A 20,910-nucleotide genomic window follows, 5' to 3' on the forward strand; every position below is an offset into this window, starting at 1 on the left:
CGTACCCTTTCTGACATGCAGGATTAAAAAATGAAAACGAAAGTCCAACTGTCATTCATGATGTTTGTTGAATGGTTTATCTGGGGCGCGTGGTTTGTGCCGCTGTGGCTGTGGCTGAGCAAAAGCGGTTTTACCGCCGGGGAAATCGGCTGGTCTTACGCCTGTACCGCCATTGCCGCTATCCTCTCCCCGATTCTTGTCGGATCGCTGACGGACCGCTTCTTCGCCGCGCAGAAAGTACTGGCGGTGCTGATGTTTGCCGGCGCGATTCTGATGTACTTCGCCGCACAGCAAACCCAGTTCAGCACCTTCTTCCCGCTGCTGCTGGTTTACTCCCTGACCTATATGCCCACCATCGCGCTGACCAACAGTATTGCCTTCGCGAACGTGGATGACGTCGAGGCCGATTTCCCGCGTATCCGCGTGATGGGCACTATCGGCTGGATCGCCTCCGGGCTGGCGTGCGGCTTCCTGCCGCAGATGCTGGGCTATAGCGATATTTCCGATACCAATATTCCGCTGCTGATGACGGCCGCCAGCTCCGCCCTGCTCGGCGTCTTTGCCCTGTTCCTGCCGAACACCCCGCCGAAAAGTACCGGCAAGCTGGACTTCAAAGTGATGCTCGGGCTGGACGCGCTGATCCTGCTGCGCGACAGAAACTTCCTCGTGTTCTTCTTCTGCTCGTTCCTGTTCGCCATGCCGCTGGCCTTCTACTACATTTTCGCCAACGGCTATCTCTCCGAAGTGGGAATGAAAAACGCCACCGGCTGGATGACGCTCGGCCAGTTCTCCGAAATCTTCTTTATGCTCGCCCTGCCGTTCTTTACCAAACGCTTTGGTATTAAGAAGGTCTTACTGCTGGGTCTGATTACCGCCGCCATCCGCTACGGGTTCTTCGTATACGGCGGTGCGGAACAGTACTTCACCTACGCCCTGCTGTTCCTCGGGATTCTGCTGCACGGCGTGAGCTACGACTTCTACTACGTCACCGCGTATATCTACGTGGACAAAAAAGCGCCGGTGCACATGCGCACCGCCGCACAGGGCTTGATTACGCTGTGCTGCCAGGGCTTTGGTAGCCTGCTGGGTTACCGCCTGGGCGGCGTGATGATGGAAAAAATGTTCGCATACAAAGAGCCGGTGAATGGGTTGACCTTCAACTGGGCCGGAATGTGGACGTTTGGTGCAATCATGATTGCCGTGATTGCCGTGCTGTTTATGCTGTTTTTCCGCGAATCGGACAAAGAGATCGCCGCAATTGCGGTGGTTGATGGCGATACCGCGCTGACACAAGGGGAAGTTAAATGAAACAAGAACGTGTTCTCGGTGCCCTTTACGGGCAGGCTTTAGGGGATGCGATGGGCATGCCGTCGGAGCTGTGGCCGAGAAAGCGCATCAAGGCGCACTTCGGCTGGATCGACCGCTTTTTACCCGGCCCGGCAGAGAATAATGCGGCCTGCTATTTCAAACAGGCAGAGTTTACCGACGATACCTCAATGGCGCTGTGCCTGGCCGATGCGATCGTTGAGTGCGACGGGGAGATTAACGCGGATGTTATCGGCAAGCATATCCTGAACTGGGCGCTCGATTTCGATGCGTTTAATAAGAACGTGCTCGGCCCAACCTCCAAAATCGCGCTTAACGCAATTCGTGACGGCAAGCCGGTGAGCGAACTGGAAAACAACGGCGTGACCAACGGGGCGGCGATGCGCGCCTCCCCGCTGGGCTGCCTGCTTCCGGCCACGCGTCTGGAACACTTTGTTGAGCAGGTGGCGCTGGCCTCCAGCCCGACCCATAAATCCGACCTCGCCATTGCCGGCGCGGTGGTGATTGCGTGGGCGGTTTCCCGTGCCGTCGACGGCGAAAGCTGGCAGAACATCGTCGATGCCCTGCCGGGTATCGCCCGCTATGCGCAGGAGGCGAAAACCACCACCTTCAGCGCGTCGCTGGCGGCGCGTATTGAGCTGGCGCTTAAGACTGTACGGGAAGCCAACGGCATCGACTCCGCCAGCGAGCAGATTTATCAGCTTGTCGGCGCAGGAACCAGCACCATTGAGTCCGTCCCGGCGGCCATTGCGATGGTCGAACTGGCGGAAACCGAACCGAACCGCTGCGCCATTTTATGCGCCAACCTGGGCGGCGATACCGACACCATTGGTGCCATGGCGACAGCCATCTGCGGCGCGCTCCACGGCGTCCAGGCAATTGACCCGGCGCTGAAGGCCGAGCTCGACGCCGTTAACCGGCTCGATTTCGGCCACTATTGCGAGAAACTGCTGCACTACCGGGAGCAAAGGGAGGGCGTATGAATGCATTTGCCCAACGTCTCGACACCCTGCACGCCACGCGCCCGGTGACGGTGCTGGGCGCAGCGGTGATAGACGTCATCGCCGACGCCTACGCCCTGCCCTGGCGCGGGTGCGATATCGAACTTAAGCAGCAGGGCGTGAATATCGGCGGCTGCGCGCTAAACATTGCCATCGCCCTGAAGCGGCTCGGCATTACGGCGCAAAACGCTCTGCCCGTCGGTCACGGCGTCTGGGCGGATATTATCCGCAACGCCATGGCGAAGCAGGATCTGCACAGCGCCGTGGAGGCCGATACGGGCGACAACGGCTGGTGCCTGGCGCTGGTTGAGCCTGACGGCGAACGTACCTTTATGTCCTTTAGCGGCGTGGAGAACCAGTGGCAGCAGCGCTGGCTGGATGCGCTTTACGTTCCGCAAAACAGCCTGGTTTATTTGTCCGGCTACCAGCTGGCATCGCCGTGCGGCGAGCTGCTGACACGCTGGCTGGAGGGATTACAGGACGTGACGGCATTGATCGATTTCGGCCCCCGCATCGCGGATATCCCCGACGTGCTGATGGAGCGGATTATGACCTGCAGGCCAATCGTGTCGCTCAATCGTCAGGAAGCGGGGCTCGCGGCTGAAAGACTGGGCGTAGAGGCTGACAACCTGGGTGAAGTATGGCAGCAGCGCTTCGGCGCCGCGCTAATCGTGCGCCATGATAAAGACGGTGCTATGTGGTATGACGGTGACGCCTCGGGCGTTGTTCCGGCGTTCCCGGCGACGGTTGTGGACACCATTGGTGCTGGCGACAGCCACGCGGGCGGCACGCTGGCAGGGCTGGCAGCGGGATGGTCGCTGGCAGACGCCGTTCTGCTGGGGAATGCCGTGGCGTCCTGGGTGGTCAGCCACCGCGGCGGCGATTGCGCCCCGACTCGTGAGGAATTACTCCTCGCATACAAAGACGTATAGATCGCTGCGACAGTAGCTGATGCTGTACTCAATCGGACGGTGCTGCTGGTCAAGCGCAACCTGCTTGATCACCAGCACCGGTATTTTTTCATCCATCTTTATGTGCGCCTGAAACTCGCTGTCCGGCATGCGGGCGCTCACCCTTGAGCGGGTGCGCTGCGGGAAGATGTTCTGACTGCGGAAGTAGTCGTACAGCGAAATGCCAATTGCATCCGGATCGGGAATTAACCCGACCGGGACCCAGGACTCTTCAATCGACACCGCATCGTCATCCACATAGCGAATGCGCTTAAGTAAAAAAACCTCGCTGTCCGGGGAGATCGACAGGTGGTTAGCCACCTCTTCCGGGCATTTCACCACACGCTTGTTGACCCACAGCGTATTGGGCTTTTGGCCGCGCAGCACCACCTGCTGCGAGAACCCGCGCGCCTCTTTCAGCGAATATTCAAAGATGTTGTTGATTTGCGTGCCATATCCACGGGAACGCGTCACCACGCCCTCTTCCTCCAGCGCCTGCATTGCCTTTCGCACGGTAATGCGCGACACGCCGGTTAACTGGCTCAGATCGCGCTCGCCGGGCAAAATATTCCCGTGCTCCAGCATGCCGCTTCGCACCGCATTTTTTACCGTTTCGGCAAATTTCAGGTACAGCGGCGTGTTGTCCGGCGCGGCGATCCGTTCATTCAGTTGAGCGATTAACCGGGTATGCGCTTGTTCCATCTCTGTTTTCTCAGGCGTGGTGTTTCCTGCCAGTATACTGGGTTACCACCATGCATGAAAATGATGAACCGGCCCAATACCGTGACCGACTTCCAGAGTATCGGCTTTTGCCAGCGCCGCCGAGAGCCAGGCTTTCGCTTCGCTAACCGTATCGGCCCAGCCTTCATGCCGGGGACGCAGCGCCGCCAGCGCGGCGGAGAGCGTGCAGCCCGTGCCGTGGGTGTTTTTGGTCTGCACGCGCGGCGCGGTAAAACGTACTTCGCCATCGCGGGTAAAGAGCCAGTCCGGGCTTTCAGCGTCATCAAGATGACCGCCCTTCATCAGCACCGCGCCGCAGCCCATCACCAGCAGCGCGTTTCCCTGCGCTTTCATCTCGCGTTCCGTTTGCGCATGCGATGTGCCTAACAGCGCGGCGGCTTCCGGCAGATTGGGCGTGATAAGCGCCACCTGCGGCAGCAGTTTTGTACGCAGCGTCTCCACGGCGGAGGCCGAAAGCAGCGGGTCGCCGCTTTTTGCCAGCATGACGGTATCCAGCACCACGTTTTGCACCTGATAGCGTTTAAGCCGCTCGGCCACCGCTTCCACAATATCCGTCTCGGCCAGCATGCCGATCTTGGTAGTATCGATGCGCACGTCGCTGAACACAGAATCCAGCTGCGCGGCAACAAAATCTGGCTCAATACGGTAGACCGACTGCACGCCGCGCGTGTTTTGCGCCACCAGCGCGGTAATGACCGAGCAGCCGTACGCGCCAAGGGCCGAGAATGTTTTGAGGTCAGCCTGGATACCCGCGCCGCCGCTGGGATCGGTGCCGGCAATGGTCAGGGCGTTAATCCGCTTCATGCCTGCTCCTCCAGCGTATAGAGCGCGTCGAGGAACGCGCTGGCAAAACTGCCCGGGCCACGCGACTGCGCAACCGCGACCGTTCCGGCTCGCTTCATCCATCCGCAGACGGCAGCAATGTTATCCAGCCGGTCACCCGGCAGCGAACAGCTCGCCGCCACAACGGCAGAAAGCGCGCATCCGGTGCCTACCACGCGCGTCATCAGCGGATCGCCGCCGGTAACCGTTCGGGTACGTTGCCCGTCCGTGATGTAATCCACCTCGCCGGTGACGACCACAACGGCATTGGTCTGGCGGGCCAGCGCCTGTGCAGCGGGCACCGCGCTGGCGGCGGTATCGGTCGTATCAACGCCGCGCCCACCCGGGCTCATCCCGGCAAGAGCAAGGATTTCAGAGGCATTGCCGCGAATGGCAGCCGGTTTCAGGGCAAGAATTTGATGGCAAAACCGGGTGCGGAACGTCAGGGCGCCCACGGCAACCGGGTCCAGCGTCCAGGGCTTTCCTGCCGCCACCGCGCTCTCAATCGCCCGCCGCATCGACTGGGCCCGCGGCGAGGTCAGCGTGCCAACGTTGACCAGCAGCGCATCGGCGATCGCAGCAAACTGCTCGGCCTCTTCGGCCTCAATCACCATCGCGGGTGATGCGCCAAGCGCCAGCAGAACGTTGGCCGTAAAGGTCTGTACGACATCATTGGTCATACAATGGGTCAGCGGAGAACGGGTGCGGAAGTGATGTAAAACGTGTAAATCGAGCAGGTCAGGCTGCATGGGTTCGCTCCTGCCTTGCGTGAAGAAGCGATGACCGGGAAGGCATCTGACTTCCCTACGCTGGCATTATCCAGATCAGGTAATACGGGTATTTCTCAGCCTTCAACGAAGAAGGGCACCCCGAGTCAAATAAATCAAAATCAAAAGCTTGCGATTAACGTCCCGTTAATCCCTGTTCTGGATCATGCCAGCGGAAAGCCAAAGACTCAACCATAAAAAATGCTCTGTGTGCCAGCTTATGTCCCAGGTTGTGGCTCATAGTACCAAACACCGAACACAAAAAAGGCCGGGTTTCTCCAGCCTCAACAGCACAATTGAAGATGCCTTCACAAACCTATTTACCTAGATATGCTTTTACCTTAGCGGTGCCATTACCAACAGCTCTAACAGCAGCCCTAAGCTGAGATTCAGTAACATCCAACGCTTGGGTCCAATATGCCACTTCCCAAGATTCACTCAAGCTGATGAAACGTTTATCTTCTGGCTGCCGACGCTGTAAGTTATCTGCCATTTGGTTTGTCCTGAGTATTACAAGCTTATGCCTGCACACTACCTATATGACTTCTCTACCACTTCGTAAACGGTCAGTTATCAAACAATTGACACTGGTCATAAAACCAGTAAAAACTTTTTTTTCCGAGCTTGCTAAGCTTGCCGCTTCGCTTCTATCATAACTACTACATATTGTGTTTATTGATATAACAAATACAATATATCCAAAAATCCATCCCGTGAATAGGTGTTGAAATGGCGAACAATGATAAGCAATCCTCGAAAGATGTAGCTCATCTGGCAGCAGAGACTCTAAACAACCCAAACGCCTCTGCGATTCAGAAAAGTTTAGCGGGTTCGGTGCTATCACAAGCAGGAACAAAAAATCAGACTGGCGCGAACATGGAAGCCAAAGCATCAGCAGCTTTGAAAAACCCACGTTCAAGCGAGGTTATTAAAACCTTAGCTGGTTCGGTTGTTTCTCAATCGAATAAAAAGCGCTAAAAAAGCCGGGATTAACCCGGTTCTCATGTTTTCAGTTTCCGTTGTCGCTGTTCGCTCAAGTAGTACCTAATAGTGCTGTCGAATCCATGCGTATGGATGTGGTCAAGCAGGTTGGAACGACTACACCCCAGCCGACGCGCCAGCGCTGACATGTTGATAATCGCATCATCGCCCTTGCCATCTAGGATCCACTGCATCAGCGGCATGTTGCGAGTAACCATCTATCACTTTGTTACAACTGCTCATTTACTCGCCAGCCCCAAAAACCTACACTTTCATTAAGGATTTCAAAGCAACACAAGGATAAAAATAAATGGCTATTGGTCACTACTTATTCAGGGGCGATAAGACTGTTTGCGGTGGTCGGATTATTGAAGGATGTACCGATCATCAGTTTTTCGATAAAGACATGGCCTGTGAAGGGCATAAAGTGACGTGTGGTAAACATGCGGGTAGATTCCGCATAGTGGGAGGGCTTGAAAACCAAGACATACACGGTAAAAGAGTAGCCGGAACACTGCATAGCCGTAGCTCTTGCCCCTGCAAATCACGTTTTATTCCGTCCATCTTCGACACTTACGAATTTTCTAAAGAACCAGCAAAAGCCGAAACCACCCAATCTCACATCGTTGAATTTCCCGTTCTCCCTGGCCCGATTGCCGCTCCTAAAACTGATAGCTTCGCTGACACCTGTAAACCAACAGATAACCGGCTATTGAAAGGCGTTTACATCTGGACTGAAACAACAAGTGCAGGTCATGCTTTCGTTTCGGTGCATGAGAATAACTCGATCTACCTTTACACCTATGGACGCTATGGACGCACAGACAGAAGCACGCTAACCGGAGATGGGATTTTAGACATCTTCCAAGATGAAGATGCACGGAAGTATTACCGTTACGAACTTTATGAAATGAGTGCTCGTGCATTTCGGATTGATGATGCTGATCCTGAATTAATCCGTAAGTTCTTCGAAAAATTATGGAATAACGGTGTATCACCGATTCAAACACCAAAGATGCAGGACGGCACAATACGTAGAGGCCGCACGATTGATAAGTATGACGTAACTGGGAATAACTGTACTACTCACTCAGTCGAGGGGATCAAGTTTGCTGGTTCAAAGGTATTCGAACACGGTTACACCACCAGGACTACACAGCTACCAATTGAGATAGAAGAAGATTTCACTATCCCGGTATCACTGCAAAGTTACCTTGAAAAAAAGAGTGCAGATTACTCCTCAATGCTCGTCGTCGAGATGACAAGTACGTTCAAGCAGCAGTATCCAAACATTGAGAACAAAAGCCCTCAACCAATTGGGGGAAGTGCAAAAATCCAACAAGTATCGGCTGATTCTGCTGCTGTTGCTGGCTCAATTTCTCCATACTCAGGCGGCACAGTAGGCGGATCGTTGGGAAGTACATACGATGATGAATAAAAAGTTCTGGATCAGGTGGGTTAGCATTGCGCTGATCTGCATAGCGTATTATGTAATCGTGCTGTATTTCGATCTGGTCTTCGCACTTAACTTTTCAGAGACAATGAGCCAAGGCGGGGAGTTTACGCCTTCTCAATTCACGTGGTTTATTAAGGAACTATCGCAAAATCACTCTGATTCAGCGTTGGCCTCCATTGTTGGTTTCGCTGTTTGCGTACCTCTGATTCTGCTCATCTTCAAGAAGGTGAGATGACCGCCAAAGGCTGGAGGTCTCCAGCCTTTTCCCCTTACCCTTTCCCCACTTTTAGATAATAGAAGCATAAAGCCCGTTGGTGGTAAGACAACGCGCGGAGCCGTTAAGATTCCCAACACAAACCGTCAATCACATAAGAAACTGAGGACAAGGGGAACGTATGCAGGTAGCGCCTAGTGATTTCTGAGGCGCTTTTCTCATGTCCTACCACTTGTTGCAAGTGCGCCAGGTTACCAAACCAACCAGCGAAAAAGGTTTAAATCATGGTATGCCGGAAACTATGCACTAATCGCCGCTGCCCATAATCATCAAGGTACGGAATACCAAGCTGATCTCTAATATCTCCTAAAACTTTGCCGATCTTCGGCATGTTCTTACCCGACACAGGAGAGAAGAATATCTTTTTCTATTGGCGGTTCACAAAATCGAGGAACCCCCACTCGATCAGTTTGGGATGTATCGCCACCTGCCTTGTAGCGTTCTCAGTTTTACCCTGTCCTCCTTCAGCGATCAGGAGATAGTGCCGCTGGCTATCTTCATCAAGTTTGATCTGTGATTTCTCCAGCTTGGCGGTCTCCCCTCTTCTGGCTCCCGTGTACGCCAACAGCAAGGTGATCCACTTCTGCCAGCCATCAGGCTGTTTTCGTGCCCATCCCACAAACTTTCTCATTTCTGCTGCACTGCAAGTTCCAAACCTCGCTTTCGACGGTGCGGCGACTACTCCATCAGTCGGAGATTTAACCAGAATATCTTTATTGTCAGTCAGGAAGGTTTTAAACAGCGATTTGTAAATTTTCAAATGCTTGTGGATAACTCAGCGCCAACCAAATCTTCTGACGGAACATCATCACACCCGATGAGTTGATGAACCGTCATCGGCCGATAAGGCTGCACAACACGCCTAGGCAGGTTTTCTACAACTTCCATCACCTGCTTAATGTCCTGCTTTGTAATCGTGGTTACATCAGTTGATGAACCCAAGACAATCAACAGGATCTCCATAAAGCGCTCATTGGCCTGCGAGATTGCCTTCGTCCAGTTCAGGGCCTTCTCTTTTTTGTACATATTCCAAGCGCCAGCCAGTGTTCATTCTGTTGCTTTAAGCGGTTGCAGAAGTCAGAAAGACGTTGACCAAACTGAACCGGGTGAATGGTTCCACGTTTGACTAATGGAATGGATGGAAATGCAAATGACATCAAGAGTTGCGCGTGGCTGTGGCTATCTGTCTCTAACGACCGACAGAAATATTTATGACCCGGCAGGCGAAAGCTGACGTAGTAGATCCCGTTATGGATAATGGTGTGATTGATCGGGGTGTGTCATTTTGTTTGTCTCTGAGAGTGACAACATAAAAAATGAAGAGAAAAAACCATGCAAATCTTTGATTCATATCTTAGATGATCGCCGGGACTACGCTGACATTATCCAGATCAGGTAATACGGGTATTTCTCAGCCTTCACGTGGAAGGGCACCCCGAGTCAAAATGCTTTTAAAACAATGATTTATTAAAATCATTGTTCTCAATCAGTGTAACCGTGGCCACAGGGCAGGCGCAAGGAGTTTTGATTTATCACGGCAGCGTTCGCGTTATGAATCTTCCTAAACACTTTTTCGCTAGCATCTTCAACATAAATATTTTTTCCTGGTATATCCCGGAACAAAAATGAGCTGAGTTCATTTTCATTCGAAGCTGACGAAAGGTTCGATAATAAATAATCGGCAAAAACCCATAAATTTACATAAACTGTTATGTGTATTATTAACCCATTTTAATCAAAACACTTAAATACAATTAATGTATTGGTGTTTTATATCTAATTTGGCTCTCATCCATCATGAATCACTATCTTATTGTATTATAAGATTATTAAGCCGAGCTTTTCTGGAATGACTCGTTTAGCTATTCCTGCTATTTATGATTTAGATCAATAATCAAAATTACACATTCATAGATAGTTACTGCACGTTACGAAATAAGTTATCAAACCAAAATTTTCAACGTTAATTGTGAATTATTTCAGATATAACAAGACGTTGTATCTTCCCGCCAGGATAGCGCCCTTACTTTATTTTTTCTTGTAGTGATGATGAGAGCTTTAAAATGAACTATTTAAATACAACAGCTATCGCTGTTTTTGGTTTTGTGTTTGCTGGTTCAATGAATACTGCAAATGCTGCGGAAGTAAACGTAAACCTTGACGATAACGTCAATAATCCAGGTGCTCACATTCAAATTCAGGGTACCGATAAAACCGCCTACAACCTTGATAACATCGAGGGGAGTAACATTAAGCAAGACGGGCAAATCTATAACCTTCAGGGCGATATTGACAGAGCAAATACAGCTATTAATAAAGCACAAGATACAGCTAACACCGCTCAAGATGGCGTAAATGCTAACACTCAAGCTAACGCTATCCTTAATCAGAAAATCGACGATTACAAAGCAGATCAGACAATCACTGATAACAAACAGAATATATTGATTGATAACACTAATAATAAAGCAGATGCGGCTTTACAAGGCGTTATTACTAACGGTCAAGCAATCATTGATACAAACACAAGAGTAGATAAAGCTGAACTCACCGCTACCAATGCGAACAACAAAGCAGATGCTAACACTCAAGCGCTGGCAGGTAAGGTAGATAAAAGCATTTTCGACGCCGATCAGGATAGACAAGATCACGCCCTTCAGGATGCCTCAGACAAAGCGACTCAGGCATTTAATACGGGCGCTTATGCGCAATCTTTAGCTGTCGATGCACAAACGGTAGCCGCAGCGAATAAAGCTGCTGTTGCTACCGTTCAGTCACGCCAGCAAACACAGGAAGCGACGATTCAGAATCACAGCGCACAATTAGCGAATCATGAATCACGTATTACTGCGTTAGAGAGTCAAAATAACGCTAAGTTCTCTTCTCTGGAGAATCAGCAGAATGAGGATCGCAAGGAATATCGTGCTGGTATCGCTGGCGCTGCTTCTCTTGCTGGTTTGCATTACGTTGATACAGATAACGCGGTTGCCGTCGGTGCTGCCAACTTCAAAGATGCGCAAGGTTATGCAATCGGCTACCGTCATAAGTTCGCTGAGAATGTAGCTGCTACCCTCTCTACATCAGGTACATCCAACGGCAATGAAATTGTTGCGGCGTCCGCATCTTACGGATGGTAATGTTACAGTATTAAAATATAATGCCAGTGAGCTAAAAAAATCGCCCATGAGTTTTAATCAGCTGGCTATAACTCAATACATTGCTGCTCGCAAATAAAATGACAAAGTACATTTTTATCTCCGTTGTTTTGTATCTCACTTTTATTTTATTAGGGATATGGATCGGCTTGATGTTAGGCACCTATATTTATAATTGCAATTACTGAGGCAATAATGAAAAAGTTAATGATGATAGCGGCTGTATTATCTCTTACTGCGTGTTCCTCACCAGCGCAACGGATGGCGGATTGTCAAAGCAAGGGGGTGAGTAAAGACGCTTGTTATATTGCAGAGCAAAACCGCACATCAGCCATTAACGCTGCTGCAGAAAAACAGGCTTTGGAGAATGCTGCTCAACTTGCACAATCAGCACATAAGCATTTTCCTGAAGGCTGCACTCAGGTTATGGATGCTGCTGGTCGTTGTGACAGCAAGACTGCCAAAGCAAGCGGCGATGTTAAACAGTTTTCAGGTGAAGCGGATCGCGTTATGAATAAGCCAATCTCTGATGCTGCTGAATATCTGCTTTCGAAAGGCTGGAAGCCAAATAAGGGTTTATGGCACAAGGGTAGCTATATTATGCAGCTGGTTGTCGAGAAAGAGAGAGTTGTAAACGCACAATTATCAAAAATGTGATCTTAGCACTACGCTCCCTCCTGATAAGATTTACATAGCCCCATTTGTATGGGGCTTTATTTTAGCTCATGACTAAATACAGATTTACTCTAACTGCCACGCCCCGCCATGAATAAGCGATGCTCCTCCCGTCCAGGCAAATAACGCCAGCTCGCGGCATTCGGCATCAGGATAAATACGGCTGCTGAGGCACGCCTCACCTTCGTTAACAAACACTTCCACCGAAGAGCAGTCAAAGAACAGGCGCAGGCTGAGCGCGTCGTTCAGGTTAAGCGCGACGCTTCGGGTACCGCACAGGCCATACTGTGGATAGTGTCGCTCCAGCACCAGGCGCTGCATCTGGGCATCAACATAGAGGCGCAGGCCGTCGCCGAGACGAATGCCGTATTGCTCCGCGCTGCTATTCGTGCAATCCCATTGCAGAATGACTTCCATCGCATCGCAGTGTTCCACCAGCGTCATCTGCTGGTTATTAAGTGTACTTATCGGCCAGGGGAACCACGCCCCGCGCAGGGCTTCAACTTCTCTGGCTGGCCGCATTTGCAGATGGTTATCCGCACTCAGCGTCAGCTCGCGCGGTAAAGAAAGCATACCCGCCCAGCCATCCTGCTGTTCCGGCAGGGGCGATTCCCACATGTCCAGCCAGCCGATAACAATGCGGCGGCCGTCAGGAGTCAGGAAACTTTGCGGCGCATAGAAATCATGCCCGCGATCCATCTCCACAAACTCACCTTCAGGCACAAAGGGCTGACCAGGCTGCCATTCACCTACCAGGTAGCCGCTCTGGAAAAGATTGCGATGATTAAATCCGTCTGCGGTGAGTCCCTGAGGTGAGAACATCAGCACGCGTTTACCGTTGAGGGTAAAAAAGTCCGGACATTCCCACATATAACCCATCTCTTTTTCAGCCACCGCGAGCACGCCCCTGTCCTGCCACTCGCGCAGATCGGCAGAGCGATAAACACGTACCTGGCCCATATCACCCTCCCGCGCACCAACGACCATGTACCACCACGCCCCTTCACGCCATACCTTCGGATCGCGGAAGTGATGCAGCCCGGGCGGTGTATTAATGACTGTCCCGTGCCGCACAAACTGGATGCCGTCACGGCTGGTTGCCAGGCACTGAACCTGGTAGAGATTAGCCTCATCGCCAGGATCGCCGTGGAATTTGTGGCCGGTGTAGATCAGCGCCAGCGTGTCGCCATCCACCACCGCCGAGCCAGAAAAACAGCCGTCCTTGTCGTCAGGTCCTTCCGGTGCCAGCGCAACAGGGAGGTGCTCCCAGTGAACTAAATCCTTGCTGCGCGCATGGCCCCAGTGCATCGGCCCCCACTGGGTCGAATACGGATGATGCTGGTAAAACGCGTGATACCAGCCGTCAAACCACACCAGGCCATTAGGGTCGTTCACCCAGCCAGCTCGCGCAGCGAGGTGGTAACGGGGATACCAGCGCAGGTTAAGCCCTTCGCGTCTGGACTGAAGTTCCTGTTCTGCTTTCGTAATGGAATACGTCATTTCTCTACTCTTTGATCAGATGGTGGAAGGTTGCGGCATGAGCGGGTCAGAAGAGGACTTACCCGAGCGCAACAGGAAGATGGAGATAAACGTGGTGCTGAAGACCAGTAGCCCCATGATGAGATAGGACTGGGCAAAGCCGTATTTCTCATAGCTGTAACCTGCCAGCGGCGACAGCACCGAGGCAATCACCGAGCTTGTACAGGCAAAGCCCACCAGATAGAGGGTGGAAGAGAGTCGCTTATCAAAATGCAGGCTGTTGTATTTAAAGATGGAGACCAGCAAAACGGGCAGCTCAACCGCGTGCAATAGCTTGGTAATGGAGATCAACACCGGTCCCTCAACCAGACCCGATGCCACCATACGCATCGCCATCACCATTCCGGCGAAAATCAGGCCGTTTTTCGCACCGAGGCGATTCACCAGCCACGGGGCGCAAAACATGCCCGCCGCCTCAAGGAAAACCTGGAAGGAGTTGAGATAGCCGTACATGGCGTTTCCTTCCTGCAGCGTCGGGAACTGTGAGGAGAAATAGACCGGGAACTGCTGGTCGTAGACGCCATAAATACAGGTGCCGATAACAAAAAACACCAGCGCCCAGAACCGCGGTAGCGTCAGCAGGCGCAAGGCATCTTCCAGCGTGACCTTACCGCCGGATACCGCCTCCTGCATGGCGTGCGGGGCCGAAGAGACACTTAGGCGCGCCAGCAAAACAAAAAACACCAGCCCGGCGCAGCTCGCGACAGCAAAGTTCAGCTTCGGGTTAATGTTAAACAGGAGCCCGGCAAAAAAGGTTGCCGCCGCCCAGCCCAGCGATCCCCACATCCTCGCCTTGCCGAACTCAAACTGGCTCTGGCGGGCCACGCGCTCGGTATAGGATTCCAGTACACCAATCCCGCCGTTAAACGTCAGCCCAATATAAATCCCGCCGAAAATACTGCCGAGTAACACGTTAATCTGCAGCAGATAACCAAACAGCAGGAAGGCCGGACCGGAAAGTATGAGCAGGCTGGTCAGAAACCAGAGCAGGTTTTTTCGCAGGCCGAGTTTGTCCTGAATGAAGCCGTAGCAGATTTGCGCGCACAGCGCGGAGACGGACAGCACGGCATAGATGACCCCCGTATCCCCTGCCTTTAACCCCACCTCCTGGTGAAGCCAGATAGAGAGCAACGAGCCGGAAGATGACCACGTGACAAAAAAGAAAAACAGTAATGCGCTTAATAAAGGGTAGCTGTGAGAGTGATGCGTTTTCATCATGACATTCTCATGTTGGAGTAATGACGCAATGGTAACGTTAACATTTACGTTTTCTCATGCTGTTTGGCTGAAATTTAAGATGTTAATCACGAAAGTTAACGTTAACATTAAGAGAATGAGATCGCGATCAAATATTCATCACTGAGGTAAACATGACCCGGCCTGGGCATCAGCCTTTCTTTTACATCAGCGACTTAGTTGTATACCCTTTCACGCAGAACATTCACGGAGTAAGACAATGGCTTCCCTGAAGGACGTCGCAAAGCTGGCTAACGTATCGCTGATGACGGTCTCCCGCGCGCTGAACAGCCCGGAGCGCCTTAAGCCGGAAACGCTGGCGCGCGTTCAGCTGGCTATTGAGCAGACCAGCTACGTGCCCGATCTGTCCGCCAAGAAAATACGCGGCGCGCATGCCTCGCCTAAAACCATAGGGGTACTGGCGCTCGATACGGTGACGACGCCGTTCTCGGTGGAGATCACGTTGTCTATTGAAGAAACGGCCAGAATGCACGGCTGGAACAGCTTCGTGATGAATATGTTTACCGATGACAACCCGGACGCCATTGTCGACCTTCTTCTCTCTCATCGGCCTGACGGAATTATCTACACCACCATGGGGCTACGTCAGGTTCCTCTCCCGGCTAAACTCCTCACCCTTCCCTGCGTGCTGGCCAACTGCGAAAGTGACGGCGAAAAGGTTGCCAGCTATATTCCCGATGATGAACAGGGGCAATATACCGCCGTGCGGGCGTTACTCGCGCAGGGTTATCGACGCCCTCTCTGCCTGCATTTGCCTGCGGGGCATCTGGCCACAACCCGACGTCGTCAGGGGCTGGAACGTGCATGCCGTGAAGCGGGGCTCGATCCGGACGGCCTAGCGCACAGCTATATGGCACCCGGCGATGAGCACTACCGCGACATTCCGTCAGTCTTGCTGGCTCACATCCAGAATGGCGTTCCCCGGTTTGACGCGGTTATCTGCGGCAACGATCGTATCGCGTTTATGGTGTATCAGACGCTGCTGGGGCAAGGGCTTCGCATACCGGAAGATGTCGCCGTTATCGGCTATGACAATATGGTGGGCATTGGGGAGCTGTTCCTTCCTCCTCTCACGACGGTACAACTGCCGCACTATGAAATTGGTCGCCTGAGCGCCCTGCATATTATTAACGGTGAAGAGCATCTGGAAACCACGCGCGTAGAAAGCCCATTTTTACTGCGTGATTCCGTTGCGCATGTAACGTAAGCCTGCTTTTTTGCCCATGACGCAAAAACAGGAAGCGTCCCCCCTCTTTTTTGCCGTTCGATGGCACGTTTTGTCACACTCTTTTCTGTGTCTTTACACACCGGGTAAACGGGCCGTAACGCGCTGTTTTTATTTGGCATAAAATGCAATTTTCTTTTTAAAAATGGGGATATTTTCTCCCCACAGCCGCGTGTCACAAAACAGTAAACAAATTAACCATTGAGCCCCGTGGCAAAAGGCTCTATATTGGCGGCGTTTTTTTCAGGCCCCCATCTGTTTTTTAACTTTTTATTCAATCGTGGCTCATAACGAAGCGGCGGTTGTAGGAGTGATATGATGACGGATAAAGTCCGTATTGACACCGTAGATGCCCACAAAAGCAACGAAACCTATCTGGCCCGTCAGGCCGAGTTTGAATCTAACGTCAGGAGTTATCCGCGCAAACTGCCTTTAGCCATCACTAAAGCAGAAGGCGTGTGGATCACCGATGCAGATAATAAAGAATACCTTGACTGTTTAGCAGGCGCGGGGACCCTTGCGCTTGGCCATAACCATCCTGATGTGCTGAAAAGCATCCAAAATGTCATTACCAGCGGCTTGCCGTTACATACCCTGGATCTGACTACGCCTCTGAAAGACGCGTTTTCTGAATACCTGCTCTCTCTGCTGCCTGGTGAGGGCAAAGAGTACTGCCTGCAGTTCACCGGTCCATCCGGTGCTGACGCCGTTGAAGCGGCGCTGAAGCTGGCGAAAAAAGTGACCGGTCGTAGCGGTATCATCAGCTTCTCTGGTGGTTACCACGGCATGACTCACGGCGCACTGTCCGTGACCGGCAACCTGTCTCCGAAAGAAGCGGTTGACGGTATGATGCCAGAAGTCCAGTTCATGCCTTACCCGCACGAATACCGTTGCCCGCTGGGTATCGGTGGTGAAGCGGGCGTGAAAGCGCTGACTTACTACTTCGATAACCTGATCAACGACGTTGAAAGCGGCGTGCGTAAGCCTGCTGCGGTGATCCTGGAAGCCGTTCAGGGCGAAGGCGGCGTGAACCCGGCTCCGGCTGAGTGGCTGCAGCGCATCCGTAAAGTGACTCAGGAACACGGCATTCTGCTGATCCTCGACGAAGTTCAGGCTGGCTTTGCCCGTACCGGTAAATTCTTCGCCTTCGAACACGCGGGCATCGAGCCAGACATCATCGTGATGTCTAAAGCAGTAGGTGGCGGTCTGCCGCTGGCCGTGCTCGGCATCAAAAAGCAGTTCGACGCATGGGCGCCAGGTCACCACACCGGTACCTTCCGCGGCAACCAGCTGGCGATGGCAACCGGTCTGACGACGCTGAAAATCCTGAAAGACCAGAACATCGCAGGCAAGGTGGCGGCACAGGGCGAATGGCTGAAAGGCCAGCTGAAAGAGATGGCGAAACGTTATCCGGTTATCGGTCACGTTCGCGGTCTGGGCATGATGATCGGTATTGAGATCGTTAAGCCGCACGAAGCCGCTGACCACATGGGCTGCTTCCCGGGCGACGGCGAGCTGTCTGCACTGATTCAGAAGAAGTGCTTCGAAGCCGGTCTGATTCTGGAGCGCGGTGGTCGTAACGGTATCGTTCTGCGTCTGCTGCCTTCTCTGCTGATCAGCGATGAAGAGCTGAAGATCTTCCTGGATAAATTTGAGCAGGCACTGCTTGCTGCGGGCGTTCGCCCGGCGTAACCGGAGTTGTTGATTACGATGTCTGATTCAAACCCAATTTTGTTCTCCTCTGCGCAGAGCATTGAAGCTTACCAGCAGGCGATTGAACAAAGCACTCAGGCTGTGATGCAGTGGCTGAAGCAGCCTGAGATGTACCAGGGCAAAACGGTCGCGGAACTGCGCGACCGTATTAAGCTGGATTTCAACCCGAAAGGGCTGGGCAACGAAGCGGCGATTGAACGCGCCGTGGAGTTCTTCCTGAAAGACAGCCTGTCCGTTCATCACCCGCAGTGTGTGGCGCACCTGCACTGCCCAAGCCTGGTCGTAAGCCAGGCGGCGGAAGTGCTGATCAACGCCACTAACCAGAGTATGGACTCCTGGGATCAAAGCCCGTCCGCAACCATCATTGAGATCAAACTGATCGAGTGGCTGCGTACCCGCGTGGGTTATCAGGCTGGCGACGCAGGTGTCTTCACCAGCGGCGGTACCCAGAGCAACCTGATGGGCCTGATGCTGGCGCGCGATGCGTTCTTTGCGCGTCAGGGTCATTCCGTTCAGCAGGACGGTCTGGTGGGCGATCTGCGTAAGATCCGCGTACTGTGCTCAGAAAACGCGCACTTCTCCGTGCAGAAAAACATGGCACTGATGGGCCTGGGCTACCAGTCCGTGGTGCAGGTGAAAACGGACGAATTCTCCCGCATGGATCTGACCGATCTGGCGGCGAAAATTGAACAGTGCAATGCGAACGGCGAGCAGATTCTGGCGATCGTCGCGACGGCAGGTACCACCGATGCCGGTGCTATCGACCCGCTGCGCGCGATTGCAGAACTGGCCGCTAAGCAGAACATCTGGGTACACGTTGATGCAGCCTGGGGCGGCGCGCTGCTGATGTCCGAGCAGTATCGTCACTACCTTGACGGCATTGAGCTGGTGGATTCAGTGACCCTGGACTTCCACAAACAGTTCTTCCAGACCATCAGCTGCGGCGCGTTCCTGCTGAAAGAAGCGCGTCACTATGAGCTGATGCGCTATCAGGCGGCTTACCTGAACTCCGAGTTCGACGAAGAGGCGGGCGTGCCTAACCTGGTGTCCAAATCTCTGCAGACCACCCGTCGTTTCGACGCGCTGAAGCTGTGGATGAGCCTGGAAGCGCTGGGTCAGGAGCAATACGCGGCGATCATCGATCACGGCGTGACCCTGGCGCAGCAGGTTGCGGCCTACGTGAAAGCGCAGCCTGCGCTGGAACTGGTTATGCAGCCGCAGCTGGCAAGCGTTCTGTTCCGCTTCCGCGGTCAGGTGCAGATGGATGACGCGGGCATCGCCCTGCTGAACCAGAAAATTGGTGACGCGCTGCTGGAATCCGGCCGTGCGAACGTCGGTGTGACCGAGCATAACGGCGTGACCTGCCTGAAGCTGACGCTGCTGAACCCAACCGTGACGCTGGAAGATATCAAAATCCTGCTGTCTCTGGTTGAGCGCACCGCGCAGGAAGTTCTGGCTAAGTAACACAAAACCCCTCTTCCGCCGGGAGAGGGGTTATTTTTACAGCCCTGCCCACCACATTCTTAATTTTAATCCCCAGTAGCTCGTCCAGCCCGTTGTGGTACTCACCACGTTCCCCTTCGACACAACCACCAGCGTTGGCGTGACGCTCACCTGCCACTGCTGCGACAAAGCACCGTTTGCATCGTTAATCACCGGCATTTTCAGCTGTTTCTTTTCAACCCAGCGCGCAAGCTTTGCATTGTCACCAGAGCGCATGGCGATACTCACCACGTTCCCGCCCTCGTCTGCCAGTTGATTAACCGAGGGCGTCGTATAACGGCATATGCTGCACCAGGTCGCCCAGACGTAAATCAGCAGCGGGCGCTCCTGGCTGAGCGCCGCGATATCGTGAATGTTGCCGTCGATGCTCTGCATCGGTGTTGCGCTAAAACTGGCGGGGAGCATCGGTTTTCGATATTGATCCACACCCCACACTACGGCCAGCATCAGCAGAACGAATATTATCCCTTCCCGCGCCCAGCGGCGCAGTCGATTGTTTTTGCGGTTATCCATTGTGACCTCGTGTTTTAACGGAGGTCATCTTAGCGGGCATTACACCACTATGCTGTAAAGAAGTGTCGCGTCTGTTTGCTGGTAAAGATCATTTCATCGATGAGGCTTACCAAACGGAAAACGGTTATCAGGTAGGTTCATTTTTGTTACATTTTTTTTCGAACAAGCCATAGTCTGATATTTAAAATAGGCAGGTTGCCGTATTGTTGACAGGCAAAATCAAACTTAAAAACCGTTCAACTGGAGAAAAAATGGCTAAGTGTAAATGGCTGCTTCTGGGTGTCGTGATGTCTCTGGCAAGCGCGGCGAATGCAGCACCACAAGCGGCATCCGGCATCAAGGCCTATGAAGAACAAGAGTTCATCGCTGACTTCACGAAATTCAAAATTGGCGACACGGCGCCGGCGCAGTATCAAACGCCGGAGTACACCATCAAACAGTACCAGCTGCGTAACCTGCCGGCTCCGGATGCCGGAACCCACTGGACCTACATGGGCGAGAACTATGTGCTGATCGGCGATGCGGACGGCAAAATCTACAAAGCCTACAATGGAGATATTTTCTATCACCGCTAATACCATCCTGATTCGCCCCTGGCAGGAAAGCGATCGCCCTTTCCTGCGCACGCTTTTCCTCCACGCCCGGCGTGAAGCCTGGCCATGGCTGGACGGTTCAGACTGGCAGCTTGAAGACTTTGACGCGGTAACGCGTGACGAAGTGATTTGGGTTGCCACGCAGAACGGCCATCGCCTGGGTTTTGCTTCCGTCTGGACGAACGATAATTTCCTGCACAACCTGTTTGTAGATCCGCAGTATCAGAGCATGGGCGTCGGGCATGAGTTGCTTGAACACGTGCAGAAAACGTTTACCAGTACGGGTTCGCTTAAGTGTCTGGTGAAGAATGCGCGGGCTATTGCGTTTTACCAGCGGCACGGCTGGCACATTGAGGCGACGGGTGATTCTCCGGACGGAGAGTACTATCTGATGCATTATCGGCTAGAGTAAGTCAGGT

Annotated in this window: 20 protein-coding genes, 1 pseudogene and 1 riboswitch; of the genes and pseudogenes, 13 read left to right on the forward strand and 8 right to left on the reverse strand. The window is 52.8% G+C overall.

The features are described 5' to 3' along the window. Positions 1-30 precede the first annotated feature (30 nt). From FOY93_RS14775 to FOY93_RS14785, 3 genes are read left to right on the forward strand one after another with little or no spacing between them, the layout of a single operon-like run. Entirely contained in the window at positions 31-1,308 is a 1,278-nt protein-coding gene (locus FOY93_RS14775) for a nucleoside permease (protein WP_136195409.1), read from the forward strand. Continuing rightward, positions 1,305-2,309: an ADP-ribosylglycohydrolase family protein gene (locus tag FOY93_RS14780; protein ID WP_136195410.1), complete on the forward strand. Its 1,005-nt coding sequence runs from the start codon at positions 1,305-1,307 to the stop codon at positions 2,307-2,309. Before FOY93_RS14775 ends, FOY93_RS14780 begins: the two co-directional genes overlap by 4 nt. Then, a complete protein-coding gene (locus FOY93_RS14785; protein ID WP_136195411.1) occupies positions 2,306-3,259 on the forward strand; it encodes a PfkB family carbohydrate kinase in 954 nt (317 codons plus the stop codon). The genes FOY93_RS14780 and FOY93_RS14785 overlap by 4 nt, the downstream gene beginning before the upstream one ends. Here FOY93_RS14785 and FOY93_RS14790 read toward each other — a convergent pair. The 4 genes from FOY93_RS14790 to FOY93_RS14805 all read right to left on the reverse strand — a co-directional run bounded on the left by FOY93_RS14790 (position 3,233) and on the right by FOY93_RS14805 (position 6,100). Beyond that, positions 3,233-3,979 (reverse strand): GntR family transcriptional regulator, encoded by a 747-nt coding sequence (locus FOY93_RS14790; RefSeq protein WP_111965802.1) that lies wholly within the window; start codon positions 3,977-3,979, stop codon positions 3,233-3,235. The two genes, FOY93_RS14785 and FOY93_RS14790, sit on opposite strands and share 27 nt — an antisense overlap. A gap of 42 nt (positions 3,980-4,021) precedes the next feature. Then, entirely contained in the window at positions 4,022-4,822 is an 801-nt protein-coding gene (gene thiD, locus FOY93_RS14795) for a bifunctional hydroxymethylpyrimidine kinase/phosphomethylpyrimidine kinase (protein WP_136195412.1), read from the reverse strand. After that, on the reverse strand, positions 4,819-5,589 hold the full coding sequence (gene thiM, locus FOY93_RS14800) for a hydroxyethylthiazole kinase (protein WP_143345310.1): 771 nt from the start codon (positions 5,587-5,589) through the stop codon (positions 4,819-4,821). The genes thiD and thiM overlap by 4 nt, the downstream gene beginning before the upstream one ends. Positions 5,590-5,624: 35 nt before the next feature. Further along, positions 5,625-5,722, reverse strand: a riboswitch (TPP riboswitch). Between the two features lie 201 nt (positions 5,723-5,923). Beyond that, positions 5,924-6,100: a DUF3606 domain-containing protein gene (locus FOY93_RS14805; RefSeq protein WP_072050952.1), complete on the reverse strand. Its 177-nt coding sequence runs from the start codon at positions 6,098-6,100 to the stop codon at positions 5,924-5,926. 236 nt (positions 6,101-6,336) lie between these two features. On the opposite strand from FOY93_RS14805, the gene FOY93_RS14810 reads away from it, so the two are divergent. From FOY93_RS14810 to FOY93_RS23955, 3 genes are all read left to right on the forward strand, one after another. Continuing rightward, the gene (locus FOY93_RS14810; protein ID WP_072050951.1) at positions 6,337-6,585 is read left to right on the forward strand and encodes a hypothetical protein; all 249 of its coding nucleotides are present in this window, start codon (positions 6,337-6,339) and stop codon (positions 6,583-6,585) included. A gap of 313 nt (positions 6,586-6,898) precedes the next feature. Continuing rightward, a complete protein-coding gene (locus FOY93_RS14820) occupies positions 6,899-8,026 on the forward strand; it encodes a PAAR domain-containing protein (RefSeq protein WP_045337224.1) in 1,128 nt (375 codons plus the stop codon). Then, entirely contained in the window at positions 8,016-8,279 is a 264-nt protein-coding gene (locus FOY93_RS23955; RefSeq protein WP_047074910.1) for a hypothetical protein, read from the forward strand. Before FOY93_RS14820 ends, FOY93_RS23955 begins: the two co-directional genes overlap by 11 nt. A 103-nt stretch (positions 8,280-8,382) precedes the next feature. On the opposite strand, the pseudogene FOY93_RS23960 reads toward FOY93_RS23955, so the two are convergent. After that, positions 8,383-9,589: pseudogene (locus FOY93_RS23960) on the reverse strand (site-specific integrase). A 792-nt stretch (positions 9,590-10,381) separates the two neighbouring features. On the opposite strand from FOY93_RS23960, the gene FOY93_RS14835 reads away from it, so the two are divergent. Beyond that, entirely contained in the window at positions 10,382-11,455 is a 1,074-nt protein-coding gene (locus FOY93_RS14835; protein ID WP_143345311.1) for a YadA C-terminal domain-containing protein, read from the forward strand. Positions 11,456-11,668: 213 nt separating this feature from the next. Next, the gene (locus tag FOY93_RS14840; protein WP_143345312.1) at positions 11,669-12,130 is read left to right on the forward strand and encodes a hypothetical protein; all 462 of its coding nucleotides are present in this window, start codon (positions 11,669-11,671) and stop codon (positions 12,128-12,130) included. Positions 12,131-12,214: 84 nt separating this feature from the next. Here the strand turns inward: FOY93_RS14840 and FOY93_RS14845 are convergent, their stop codons facing one another. Continuing rightward, a complete protein-coding gene (locus FOY93_RS14845; RefSeq protein ID WP_143345313.1) occupies positions 12,215-13,648 on the reverse strand; it encodes a glycoside hydrolase family 32 protein in 1,434 nt (477 codons plus the stop codon). Positions 13,649-13,663: 15 nt separating this feature from the next. Then, positions 13,664-14,905: an MFS transporter gene (locus tag FOY93_RS14850; RefSeq protein ID WP_143345314.1), complete on the reverse strand. Its 1,242-nt coding sequence runs from the start codon at positions 14,903-14,905 to the stop codon at positions 13,664-13,666. Positions 14,906-15,143: 238 nt separating this feature from the next. On the opposite strand from FOY93_RS14850, the gene FOY93_RS14855 reads away from it, so the two are divergent. The 3 genes from FOY93_RS14855 (at position 15,144) to FOY93_RS14865 (ending at position 19,346) form a co-directional block, all read left to right on the forward strand. Then, positions 15,144-16,151 carry a LacI family DNA-binding transcriptional regulator gene (locus tag FOY93_RS14855; RefSeq protein ID WP_143345315.1) on the forward strand — a complete coding sequence of 336 codons (1,008 nt, stop codon included), beginning with the start codon at positions 15,144-15,146 and terminating at the stop codon, positions 16,149-16,151. A gap of 333 nt (positions 16,152-16,484) precedes the next feature. Continuing rightward, positions 16,485-17,861: a diaminobutyrate--2-oxoglutarate transaminase gene (locus FOY93_RS14860; RefSeq protein WP_143345316.1), complete on the forward strand. Its 1,377-nt coding sequence runs from the start codon at positions 16,485-16,487 to the stop codon at positions 17,859-17,861. Between the two features lie 18 nt (positions 17,862-17,879). Beyond that, the gene (locus FOY93_RS14865) at positions 17,880-19,346 is read left to right on the forward strand and encodes a pyridoxal phosphate-dependent decarboxylase family protein (protein ID WP_126330746.1); all 1,467 of its coding nucleotides are present in this window, start codon (positions 17,880-17,882) and stop codon (positions 19,344-19,346) included. 36 nt (positions 19,347-19,382) lie between these two features. Here the strand turns inward: FOY93_RS14865 and FOY93_RS14870 are convergent, their stop codons facing one another. Continuing rightward, positions 19,383-19,898, reverse strand: a complete 516-nt coding sequence (locus tag FOY93_RS14870; protein WP_143345317.1) for a protein disulfide oxidoreductase — start codon at positions 19,896-19,898, stop codon at positions 19,383-19,385. Positions 19,899-20,149: 251 nt separating this feature from the next. On the opposite strand from FOY93_RS14870, the gene FOY93_RS14875 reads away from it, so the two are divergent. Then, positions 20,150-20,473, forward strand: a complete 324-nt coding sequence (locus FOY93_RS14875) for an RcnB family protein (protein WP_048992494.1) — start codon at positions 20,150-20,152, stop codon at positions 20,471-20,473. Continuing rightward, positions 20,448-20,903, forward strand: a complete 456-nt coding sequence (locus FOY93_RS14880; RefSeq protein WP_136195419.1) for a GNAT family N-acetyltransferase — start codon at positions 20,448-20,450, stop codon at positions 20,901-20,903. The genes FOY93_RS14875 and FOY93_RS14880 overlap by 26 nt, the downstream gene beginning before the upstream one ends. Positions 20,904-20,910 lie beyond the last annotated feature (7 nt).

It is taken from the genome of Enterobacter sp. 18A13 (assembly GCF_007035975.1).
Lineage (GTDB): Bacteria > Pseudomonadota > Gammaproteobacteria > Enterobacterales > Enterobacteriaceae > Enterobacter > Enterobacter vonholyi.